The sequence below is a fragment of the Nocardiopsis potens DSM 45234 genome (assembly GCF_000341105.1).
GTDB classification, from domain to species: domain Bacteria; phylum Actinomycetota; class Actinomycetes; order Streptosporangiales; family Streptosporangiaceae; genus Nocardiopsis_A; species Nocardiopsis_A potens.
Map to the genome: position 1 here is coordinate 51,081 of NZ_ANBB01000042.1, position 10,147 is coordinate 61,227.

9 protein-coding genes are annotated in these 10,147 nt (G+C 76.7%); 5 read left to right on the forward strand and 4 right to left on the reverse strand.

The features are described 5' to 3' along the window. Positions 1–60 precede the first annotated feature (60 nt). Both D459_RS33725 and D459_RS0116800 read left to right on the forward strand, forming a co-directional pair. A complete protein-coding gene (locus D459_RS33725; protein WP_017594172.1) occupies positions 61–2,241 on the forward strand; it encodes a serine/threonine-protein kinase in 2,181 nt (726 codons plus the stop codon). 98 nt (positions 2,242–2,339) lie between these two features. Continuing rightward, a complete protein-coding gene (locus D459_RS0116800; RefSeq protein WP_017594173.1) occupies positions 2,340–2,642 on the forward strand; it encodes a hypothetical protein in 303 nt (100 codons plus the stop codon). Positions 2,643–2,786: 144 nt separating this feature from the next. Here the strand turns inward: D459_RS0116800 and D459_RS0116805 are convergent, their stop codons facing one another. Beyond that, positions 2,787–3,950 (reverse strand): DUF418 domain-containing protein, encoded by a 1,164-nt coding sequence (locus tag D459_RS0116805; RefSeq protein WP_017594174.1) that lies wholly within the window; start codon positions 3,948–3,950, stop codon positions 2,787–2,789. Between the two features lie 196 nt (positions 3,951–4,146). Between D459_RS0116805 and D459_RS31925 the strand changes: the two genes are divergently transcribed. After that, positions 4,147–4,503, forward strand: a complete 357-nt coding sequence (locus D459_RS31925; protein WP_051065459.1) for an AbrB/MazE/SpoVT family DNA-binding domain-containing protein — start codon at positions 4,147–4,149, stop codon at positions 4,501–4,503. A 1,811-nt stretch (positions 4,504–6,314) separates the two neighbouring features. Here D459_RS31925 and D459_RS0116815 read toward each other — a convergent pair. Further along, positions 6,315–6,698 (reverse strand): hypothetical protein, encoded by a 384-nt coding sequence (locus tag D459_RS0116815; protein WP_017594176.1) that lies wholly within the window; start codon positions 6,696–6,698, stop codon positions 6,315–6,317. Positions 6,699–6,883: 185 nt separating this feature from the next. On the opposite strand from D459_RS0116815, the gene D459_RS0116820 reads away from it, so the two are divergent. Further along, positions 6,884–7,456: a GNAT family N-acetyltransferase gene (locus tag D459_RS0116820; RefSeq protein ID WP_017594177.1), complete on the forward strand. Its 573-nt coding sequence runs from the start codon at positions 6,884–6,886 to the stop codon at positions 7,454–7,456. Between the two features lie 141 nt (positions 7,457–7,597). Here the strand turns inward: D459_RS0116820 and D459_RS31930 are convergent, their stop codons facing one another. Beyond that, entirely contained in the window at positions 7,598–8,341 is a 744-nt protein-coding gene (locus D459_RS31930) for a TVP38/TMEM64 family protein (RefSeq protein ID WP_241485066.1), read from the reverse strand. Between the two features lie 601 nt (positions 8,342–8,942). Here D459_RS31930 and D459_RS0116830 point away from each other — a divergent pair. After that, positions 8,943–9,470 carry an EF-hand domain-containing protein gene (locus tag D459_RS0116830; RefSeq protein ID WP_017594179.1) on the forward strand — a complete coding sequence of 176 codons (528 nt, stop codon included), beginning with the start codon at positions 8,943–8,945 and terminating at the stop codon, positions 9,468–9,470. A 78-nt stretch (positions 9,471–9,548) separates the two neighbouring features. Here the strand turns inward: D459_RS0116830 and D459_RS0116835 are convergent, their stop codons facing one another. Further along, complete coding sequence (locus D459_RS0116835) at positions 9,549–10,034, reverse strand: hypothetical protein (protein WP_017594180.1); 486 nt, start codon at positions 10,032–10,034, stop codon at positions 9,549–9,551. Between the last annotated feature and the right edge of the window lie 113 nt (positions 10,035–10,147).

The window sequence follows — 10,147 nt, forward strand, 5'->3', positions numbered from 1 at the left end:
GCACGGGGCACGGCCGCGGCGCCGTGCCGGGGGAGGGAGCCCCGACCCCCGAGGACTCCGATGGCCCACCCCTTCCGAGCGCCCGCCGGCCTCGCCCCGCTCGAACCCGCCGACCCCCGGTCGGTCCCGCCGTTCACCGTGCACGGCAGGCTCGGCGCGGGCGGCATGGGGGTGGTCCTCGCCGCGACCGACCCGGCCGGGGCATGGGTGGCGATCAAGGTCGTGCGGCCCGAGTACGCGGGCGACGCGGAGTTCCGGGCCCGCTTCGCCGGCGAGGTCGAGCTGATGCGCCGGGTCCGGGCGCGCTGCATCGCCCCGGTGCTGGCGCACGACACCCGCGCGGGGCAGCCCTGGTACGCCACCCCCTACCTGCCCGGGCCGACCCTGGGGGCGCGGGTCCGCCAGGGCGGGGCGATCCCGATGCCGCAGGCGAGGGTGGTCGCGGCGGGCATGGCCGAGGCGATCGCCGCGATCCACGCGGCCGGCGTCCTGCACCGCGACCTCAAGCCGTCCAACGTCATCCTCGCCCCGGACGGCCCCAAGGTCCTGGACTTCGGCATCGCGCGGGCGGTCGACGAGACCGGCCTGACCCGGACCGGCGGCCTGGTGGGCTCGCCCGGCTGGCTGAGCCCCGAGCGCTACCGGGGCGTCAGCGGGCCCGAGGCCGACGTGTTCGCGTGGGGCGCGATGGTCGCCTTCGCCGCCACGGGGCGCTCGCCGTTCGGCGGCGGCGGGGCCGAGACGCTGATGTACCGCATCCTCAACGAGGAGCCGGACCTGGGCGGGCTGCCCGAGGAGCTGCGGGAGCCGGTCACCGCGGCCCTGGACAAGGACCCGGACCGCCGCCCGCGGGCGGCGGAGCTGCTGCACCGGATCGCCGGCCCCGCCCCCGGCGCCGAGGCGGGGGCCGATGCCGGGGCCGACGACACGACGGTCGTCGACGGGCTCATCCGCGCCCACTGGGACGGGGGAGGGGACGGGCCGGGAGCGGCCGCCCCGCCCGAGACCCGAGGGACGCGGCCCGCCCCGCCCGAACCCCACGCGGCGAGGCCCGCTCCGCCCGCGGTCCCGGGAACGCCGCCGCCCGCCCCGGCCCCGCCCGGGACGCCGGGGGACGGGCCCCCGGCCCGCCGCTGGAAGCTCCCCCTGGCCCTGACCGCCGGGGCGCTCTCGGTCGCGCTCATCGGAGTATCCGGGCTGATCGCCGCCGCGCGGTTCGGCGGCGGGGACGACGGGGAGCCCGGCGGGCCCGGCCCGGCCGCCGAACCGCCGCCCCTCGCCGGCGAGGGGACCCTGTCCGGGGCCTTCCAGGGCGCCGGCTCCACCTTCCTCGCCGCCGCGTTCGAGGGGTGGGCCGCGGACTACGCCGAGCGGCAGCCGGGCGTCGAGGCCTCCTACGACGCCGTCGGGTCGGGCGCGGGGGCGCAGATGTTCGTCAGCGGCGAGGCCGACTTCGGGTCGGCCGAGGCCGGCCTCACCGCGGAGGAGGTCGAGGCGGCCGAGGCCGCCCGGGGCTGCCCCGTCGTCCAGTTCCCCGTGGTGACCGGGGCCGTGGCCGTGGTCAGCGCGAACGAGGAGCTGGAGGGCACGGCGTTCACGGCGGACGGGCTCGCGAGCCTCTACCGCGGGGAGGACCTGGACTACCCGGGGCTGCCCGGCACCGTCCCCGCGGAGGGGGCGGACGGGGAGGGGCCGAGCCTGGAGATCGTCCCGGTCCGCCACGACGACACGGCCTCCACCGCCCGGGTGTTCGCCGACTACCTGGCGTCGCGGGGCACCGGGTGGGACCCCGAGGACTGGGGCGACGCGGCCGTGGCCGCCCCCGGCGACGAGGGCGTCTACCAGGTCCTCCAGGAGGAGCAGGGCGGCATCGGGTTCGTCAACGCCTCCTTCGCCGACGAAATGGAGCTGACGGCGCTGCCGGTCGTCAACGACTCCGGCTCCCCGGTCGTCCCGGACCCCGGCAGCACGGAGGCGGCCACCGAGCAGCTGGAACTGGACGGCGGCAGGGCCGCCCTCCCCTCGGCGGAGGGGGAGGCGTACCCCATCATGCGGATCGCGCACGTGTTCGCCTTCGAGTGCGGCTACGACGGGGGCGCCGGAGCGGCGCTGCGCGACTTCTGGCTCTACGCCCTGGGCGAGGAGGGCGCCGGGACCGCCCAGGACACGGGGTACACCCCGCTGGGCCCGGTGATCGCCGAGGAGACCACCGGCACCGCGGCCCGCATCGGCACCGCCTGAGGCAGGGTGGTCACAGGTAGGAGGGAAAGCGCTGGTCCACCGGGCCGCCGAGGTCCCCGGCGCGCACCCTGAACGGCGCCGACCCCGGTGCGCCGAGCGTGCGGGAGATCGCGGAGGCCGTCGCCGCGCACTTCGGCCACGCCTGGCGGGTGCGCCCCGCGACGGAGGCCTCCGGCCTGGGGCGGACGCCGTGGGACACCGAGTCCCCGATCGTCCTGGGCACCTCGGCGGCCGAGCGGATCGGCTGCACGCCGGCCGGCACCTACGCCGAGACGGTCCGCGAGGAACCGGACTGGCCGGCCCGGGCGGCGGAGGCCGGCCCGGAGCCGGTCGCCGACGCCGCCTTCACCGCCCGCTACCTGGACTACCGCGCCGAGGACGCGGCACTCGCCGCCGCCTGAGCCTTGGGGCTGGAACCGTGCCGCCGCCCCCCGGGGCCGGCGGGGCCCGGTGCCTCCTCCCGGAGAGTGCCGTTCAGAGAGCGTCGCGCCCCGATCGGGTGGGAAGGCATTCCCGCCGCACCCGCCGCCGGGGCGGCGCCGGGGTCAACCGGGAGGCGCCGGGGCGGAGGCGCGGGCGGCCGGCGCCGGGTAGGCGAGCCGGCGCAGCAGCACCTCCGCCGGGCCCTTCCGGCCGGCCCGCCGCATGAGGTCGGCGGCGGCCAGCGACACCAGCCAGACCGCCCCGGCGACCCCGAAGGCGCCGGCCGGGCCGAGGTCGTCCCGGAGGCCGAGGCCGTAGGGGTGGAAGACGGCCAGGAACGCGACCGTCTGGAACAGGTACAGGCTCATCGAGCGCTGCCCCAGCGCCTCCACGGCGGTGGTCAGCGGGCCCCGGGTGCGGGCCGCGCCGATCGCGGCCAGCGCGATGATCGCGGCCAGGCCGATCCCGCCGAAGTAGCCGGTCAGCGGCTGGGCCAAGGAGGCAGCCCAGACCGCGGCCGCCGACGGGTCGGCCCAGGCGCCCAGCTGGATCAGGATCGCCGGGACCGCGCCCAGGACCGAGACCGCGGTGGTGAGCACCGCGGCGCGGACCAGGAAGGCGCGGTGCCGCCCGGGCTCGTCCAGCAGCCGCCGCCGGGCCGCCCAGATCCCGATGATCATCGGCGGGGCCACCGAGGCTCCGCCGAACACCAGGCTGAACGGCCAGACCGCCAGGCGGTCGGGGAGCGGCGGGGCGGCGGTGACCGCGATCGAGCCCGACTCCAGGACGGTCACCCCCTGGTCCAGCGCCTGCCACATGCCCATGCCGGTGGAGAGGGTCGCGGGGACCAGCGCGATCCCGGCGGCCCACAGCAGCGTCCGGTTCCGGGCCCGCAGCAGGCCCAGCAGCAGCACCGAGGTGATCCCGTAGACGGCCAGGATGTCCAGCGGGACCAGCGCCGTGTGCAGCGCGCCGAAGGCCACCAGCCACCAGCCCCGGCGGCGCAGCAGCCGGCGGACCTCGGGCCAGGACGCGCCGCGCCCGGTCCGCCGGTCCAGCATCTGCACCAGCGCGTAGCCGAACAGGAACGCGAACATCGGCCGGGCGTGGTTGCCCACGAAGAGCTGGTGCGCGACCAGGGCGATGTCGTCCGCCGCGGAGGGCGCGCGGCCGGCCGCCGCGGTGAACAGCGGGGCGTGCGCGCAGGCGATGGCCAGCAGCATGGCGCCCCGGGCCAGATCGGGCGCGAGGGCGCGGGCCCCGGGGGCGCGGGTCGGCGTCGTCACGGTCGGCCCTCCTGGTGCGGTTCTGCTCCGGTCGGTCTGCGGCGAGGGGCCGCCGGGTGCGCGGAACCGGGGCCCTCTCCGCAAAGAACGTTATACACGCAATGACATGTAAATCATACCTGCAGGTCAGTCCGGTGACTGGCCGGAACCGGACATGATTCGCTTGATACGCTTTGCAAAACGTCCACGTGCGCGGATGGAAAGCGGTGATGAGGTGGCCACCGAGGAGAGCAAGGCCTCCTACGGTCCCGGCGGGCGGGGCTTCTACGGCGCCGTGACGGTCAGCGAGCGGGGCCAGATCGTGATCCCGGCCCAGGCCCGCCGGGACCTGGGCATCGCCCCCGGCACCAAGCTCCTCGTCCTCGGCGACCCCGAGCAGGGGCTGGCCCTGATGACCCTCGACCGCTTGATGAGCAACCTCCAGGGTGCGAGCGGACTCCTCGCCGAGCTGCAGAAGCACGCCCAGGGCGGGGCCGGCGAGGCCGGCGGGCCCGGTGAGTCCGGCGGGCCGGAGGACGGCGGGGGCGGCGAGAGCGCCGGCGCCCCCGAGTAGCGGGCGGCCCCGGAAACCGGGTCCGCAGCACAGAAGGAACGGGCCCGGCCCGGCGGTGGTCTCGCCGCAGCCGAGCGCGGCGCCCCACGGGGCCAGGGTTCAAGCAGGCGGCGACGGCGCAGGCAGGGCCGGGGCGGGGGTGGTCGCCCGAGCGCGGCGCCTCACGGGGTGAGGGTTCAGGCCGGCAGCGACGGCAGCGGTGGGGACCGGCCGGTCGGTTCGGCGCGGGGCCTCGCGGAGCGAAGGTCAAGGCGGGCAGCGATGGCGCAGGTAGGAACCGGGCCCGGCGTCTCACCTGGGCGCGGCGCCCCGCAGAGCGGAGGTTCGAACGGGCGGCGAGGGGGACCGGCCGGTCGGTCGGCGCGGCACCCCACGGAGCGAAGGTCAAGACGAGCGGCGACGGCGCAGGTGGGAACCGGGCCCGGCGCCCCACCCGGGCACGGCGTCTCACGGGGCCGGGGTTCAAACCGGCGGCGACGGTAGCGGTGGGGACCGGCCGGTCGGTTCGGCGCGGCGCCCCACGGGGCGAAGGCTCAAACCGGCGGCGACGGCGAGGGTAGGGCCGGGGCGCAGGCCCCACCCGGGCGCGGCGCCTCGCGGAGCGGAGGTTCAAGCAGGCGGCGACGGCAGCGGTGGGGAGCGGGGCGGAGGCGGCCGCCCGGGCGCGGCGCCCCGGCGGTGCGGGTGGGCCTGCCCGAGCCGAGCAGGGTGGTCATATCCCCTATGCCGGGTTCGCGGCAGGGAACAGGCAGGGGCGGGGGCGCCCTGCGCACCGCGAGAGCACCCCGATTACATCTACCAGCGAGTAGTAAGCCCCGAAGCTCCCACCACCCCCTCACCGGTCACCCAGAGTGACCCAAGTGGGTCCTCCCGGCAGGGCAAAAGCGACATCTCGCCCTCACCCCTGCCTCTCCTGGGTTTCGGCCCCCCTGCATCCCGGTCTTGCGGGTGGCTCGAACCCCCGAACACCGGCCCGATCAGGGCGAATCAGGGCCTCAGGGGCCCGATCCGGCCCAGGGTGCGCGCCTGGGAATCACCGGGGTGCTCTCGCGGTGCGCAGGGCGCCCCTCCCCGCCATCACCGTGGGTATTCGCCCAGGTCAGGGAGGGGGAGCGGTTTCAGGGGCGGCCGGCCCCGGCGCCCGGGCGGCGCGGGCACGGCGATCCCGCCCCCACTGCCCGCCCCGACCACTCCCGCCCTGCTCTGCCGCACCCGACCGACCGGCCGGTCCCCCACCCGCCGTCGCCGCCCGCTTGAGCCCCGGCCCCGTGGGGCCCGGCGCCCGGGCGATTGCCTTTGCCCCGCCCCTGCCGGCGCCGTCGCCGCCCGTCTTGACCTTCGCTCCGCGGAGCGCCGCGCCCGACCGACCGGCCGGTCCCCCACCGCCGCCTTCGCCGCCCGCCTGAACCCCGGCCCCGTGGGGCGCCGTGCCCGGGCGACTCCCGTACCCCGGCCCTACCTTCACCGTCGCCGCCCGTCTGAACCTTCGCCCCGTGGGGCGCCGCGCCTGACCGACCGGCCGGTGCCCCACCCGCCTTCGCCGCCCGCCTGAACCCCGGCCCTGTGGGGTGCCGCGCTCGGCTGGGGCGCTCGGCCCGTCCCTACCTCTGCCGTCGCCGCCTGTTTGAAGCTTCGCTCTGCGGGGTGCCGCGCCGGCCCGATCGGCCGGCCTCCCTCCCGCCCTCGCCGCCTGCTTGGACCTTCGCCCCGTGGGGTGCCGGGCTCGGGTGGTGGGCCTTGCTCTGTCTCTACCTGCGCCGTTGTCGCCGGTCGTGGTCCGTCCGGCCGGGAGTGGGGCCGGGGCCGTGCGCTCAGCGGCGGGGGTCGTCATCTACCGGTGTCGAAGGATCCGGCCGCGACAGCACCTCGGACAGCGGCAGGCCCTCCCGCGCGGCGGCGTCCCTGCGGGCCCGCAGCTGCGCGCGCGTCCGCGGGCGGTACCGGGGCTCCCGGGTGCAGCCGCACACCGACCGCCCCTCGTAGCGCAGCCCTTCGCCCAGGACGGCGGCCACCACGGACCACCCGGCCGCATCGCGCCTCGGCGGCGCGGCGAAGTCGCGGCCGGCGCAGGCCAGCGGCCGGGCGCAGCCGGGGCACGGCTGCTCCCGCTGCGGATCGGCATGCCGCTTGAAGCCGATGCGGCACGAGACGCACACGTAGTGCAGCTTGTAGCGGGCCGCGGCGTAGAGGCACATCAGGGCATCGTACTGAACGGGCCGGGCCGGGGCCCGTCCCGTTGGACGCGGGCGGCCCGGCCGGCCGGGCGCCGGTGGGAACCGTGCGGCGCCGCCTTCCGGCGGGTGGGATCCGGAGGTCGGGGCCGTCCGGGGGGCGTGGGAGGATCCGTCCACCGATACGACCACCGCGGAGGACGAGGACGATGTTCGCCATTCCCCTGGGCGACGGGGCGGAACTGGGGCCGCTGGAGCCCTGGCAGGCCGAGGAGCTGCTGGCCCACATGGAGCGCGGCCGGGAGCACATCGGGCGCTACGTCGGGCTCCCCGACCTGGTGACCGATCTCGATTCGGCGCGGGCCTGGCTGCAGAACTACGCGGACAAGGCCGCCGCCGACACCGGCCGGCTGTACGGCATCCGGTTGGACGGGCGGCTCGTCGGCGGGGTGCTGTTCCGGGTCTTCGACGCGGCCCAGGGCACCTGCGAGGCCGGCTGCTGGCTGGAGCCGGCCGCCACCGGCCGCGGCCTGGTCACCCGGGCGGTGCGGGTGATCATCGACTGGGCGGTCGAGGAGCGCGGGATGCACCGGGTGGAGTGGCTGGTCGCCTCGGAGAACAAGGCCAGTATCAGTGTGGCCGAGCGGCTGGGCATGGTCCGCGACGGGGTGCTGCGGGAGGACTCCCTGTACCGCGGGGTCCGGCAGGACACCGAGGTCTGGTCGGTGCTGGCCCCGGAGTGGCGCGCCGCCCGCACCGCCGACCGGCCCGGCGCCGGCTGACCCGCCGCCGGCGCGCTCGGAGAGGACCGGTTCCGCGGCGCCGGCCGGCCGCAGGGCGGCGTCCGGGTGCCTTCGGAGCGCCCGGCCGCACGCCTCATCGGGTGGTCGGACGGGTGGCGCCGGGCTCTGCCTGCGGCGGGTTCAGCGCCCCGGCCGCGGGGCGGCGTCCCGATGCCCCGTGGTGCTTCGGGGCCCGGTGGCGGCCGCGTCCGGTTCTTCGGCGGGGTCCTCCGGGGGCGGCCCGGCGATCGGGGGTGCGGTCCCCGGGCGCGCGGAGCGGCGCCGCCACCGGTGCAGGGCCGGGCCCGCCGCGCACAGCAGCGCGAACAGCGCGGCGCAGGCCAGGAAGGCGGGGGAGAGCGGGTCGGCGGCCGCGTCGCCGAGCAGCACCAGGGCCAGGGTCGCCGGCAGGCCGCCCAGCGCGGTCCCGACGGTGAACGGGACGGCGCCCAGGGAGGTCAGCCCGAGGCCGTGGTTGACCGCGGAGAAGGGCAGCACCGGGAGCAGCCGGAGCTGGACCACCGCGAGCAGGCCGTGCCGCTCGGTGAGCCGGTCCAGGCGCTCGGCCGCGCCCCGGGGCAGCCGCGCCGCGACGAAGTCCCGGGCGAGGAACCGGGAGAGCCAGAACTGGGCCAGGGCGGCGGCGACCCCTCCGGCCAGTGCGAGCGGCACCCCCAGCCAGGGGGAGAAGAGCACCCCGGCCGCCGCGTTCAGCGCCGGGCGCGGCACGTACACCAGCGCCGCCGCGACATAGCAGACCAGGTAGGCCGCGGGCGCGGCCGGCCCGGCCGCCTCGATCCAGGCGCGCACCTCGCCGGGGCCCGGTGCGTGGAACCCCGCGGCGACGGCCGCCGCCACCGCGGCCGCGAGGACCGCAGCGCGCACCCCCGGCCGAACCGCCGAGCGCATCCCGTCCGCAGCCTCCCCGCTCCCGAGCCGAACCGGCCTCCCAGTATCCCCGACCGCGCGGGCCGCCCGGTCCGCGCCGTCCGGTCCATGCCGCCCGGTCCATGCCGTCCGGTTCGCGCCGCTCGGCGGAGTCGGGGGGAGAGCGCCGAGGAAATTACCTGGAATTGCCGAATTCAAGGGCGGGAAAATGGATGCTCTTCTGCTTTGAAATGCCCGGCAAGGGTGCCCGCTCATTGATCGGTGCGGTTCGCTTGAAAATTCTGGCTTCGGCGCTTTGAAGGGGAATGGGATTCGTGTCCGCTCCGGGGCCTAGTCGGATTTTGTGCCGTTGTGCGGCGGTGGATCGGTGTCCACGGCCGGCTCCTGGAAATATCGCACGCTTGTGCCCCATGGTGCATTCATTCCCCTGGCCCGATCTCTGCTGCGAGTGCGGAGAAAATCTTCGCCCTTTGAGTGGCCGGGGGTTTATCGGTGTGAGAGGTGAGGTACTTTTTCGGTCGTGGACACGTCTGTGCGGCGCTGCCCCGGGCGCGTTCCGTTCATGGGAGACCAATTCCGTTTTTTCAAGGAGAAGACGATGCCGAACGGCAAGGAGAAGGCCCGCTTCGAGAAGCGCTTCGAGCTCTGGGACAAGAACGGGGACGGGGTGGTCGACCGCTCCGACATGGAGCAGGAGACGCAGCGGGTCGTGCAGGCGCTCGGCCAGCAGAACAGCCCGAAGGGGAAGAGGTTCATCGACGCCTACCTGGAGATGTGGGACGGCATCACCCAGGCCGTGGGCAAGAACCGGATCTCGAAGGACGACTTCATCCGGCTCTCCGACGAGTCGATCCTGAGCCTGGGCGACAGCGAATTCACCCAGCGGGCGCGCCCGGTCGTGGAGGCGCTCGCGGCCGTGCTGGACACCGACGGCGACGGGCAGATCAGCGAGCCGGAGTTCCGCAAGTGGCTCCAGGCCATCGGGATGAGCGAGGCCGACCCCACGGACGTGTTCGAGCAGCTGGACAGGGACGGCAGCGGCTACCTCTCCGTCGACGAGTTCGCCGACGCGGTCCAGGACTACGTCTTCGGCAGGCAGAACGCCCCGCTGCTCGGCGTCGGCTGAGCGACGCCGGAAAGGAAGGGCCGCGCGGGGATCGCCCCGCGCGGCCCTTCCGCCGTGCGCCTCTCCGCCGCCCCGCCGTCACCGCGGAGGGCCGGAGGACGCCCCGGCGGGCTCCCGGGTGCGGACGACGACCCCGGTCCGGGCCGCCGCCTCCAGGAGCACCGGGTCGGCCGGGAGGACCAGCGGCGACCAGGCCGGGCCGTCCGGCCAGGCCCGGGCCAGCGCCGCGGCGGCGGCCCGGCGGAAATCGGCCAGTACGGCGGACGCCTCCCCCGCGCCCCACCGCCGCTCCGCCCAGCACCACAGCAGCACCGTGACGGCGCCGCACCGCCCCGCGCCCCGCCGCATGGCCGGTCCGGGGCCGTCGGGGCGGGCGTGCGGCGGCGGCAGCAGCACCTCGGCCCGGCCCGGGCAGGCCTCCCCGGTCGACGCCCGCTCCACGGCGGCCGCCGCGTCCGCGAGGAGCCGGGCCAGGACCTCGGGGCCGGTGCCCACGGGGACGGCCGCCGTCAGCGACATCGGCACCCTCGCCCACACCGGGCCGGCCGGCTCGGAAACGGACATGCTCCCCCTCGTCGGTCGGGTCGTTCATCGGGACGGCCCGCCCTCCCGCCGGAGCGGGGAGGCGGGCCCGGGGCGGTGATCCCGGCGCTGCGCGGGGGCATCGGAGCGCTCTG

What these genes read in the sequence shown, in the direction of transcription:
- D459_RS0116835 (WP_017594180.1), bottom strand. Translation starts at nt 10,034, where the DNA reads ATGTCCGTTTCCGAGCCGGCCGGCCCGGTGTGGGCGAGGGTGCCGATG.
- D459_RS0116815 (WP_017594176.1), bottom strand. Translation starts at nt 6,698, where the DNA reads ATGTGCCTCTACGCCGCGGCCCGCTACAAGCTGCACTACGTGTGCGTC.
- D459_RS33725 (WP_017594172.1), top strand. Translation starts at nt 61, where the DNA reads ATGGCCCACCCCTTCCGAGCGCCCGCCGGCCTCGCCCCGCTCGAACCC.
- D459_RS0116830 (WP_017594179.1), top strand. Translation starts at nt 8,943, where the DNA reads ATGCCGAACGGCAAGGAGAAGGCCCGCTTCGAGAAGCGCTTCGAGCTC.
- D459_RS0116820 (WP_017594177.1), top strand. Translation starts at nt 6,884, where the DNA reads ATGTTCGCCATTCCCCTGGGCGACGGGGCGGAACTGGGGCCGCTGGAG.
- D459_RS31925 (WP_051065459.1), top strand. Translation starts at nt 4,147, where the DNA reads ATGGAAAGCGGTGATGAGGTGGCCACCGAGGAGAGCAAGGCCTCCTAC.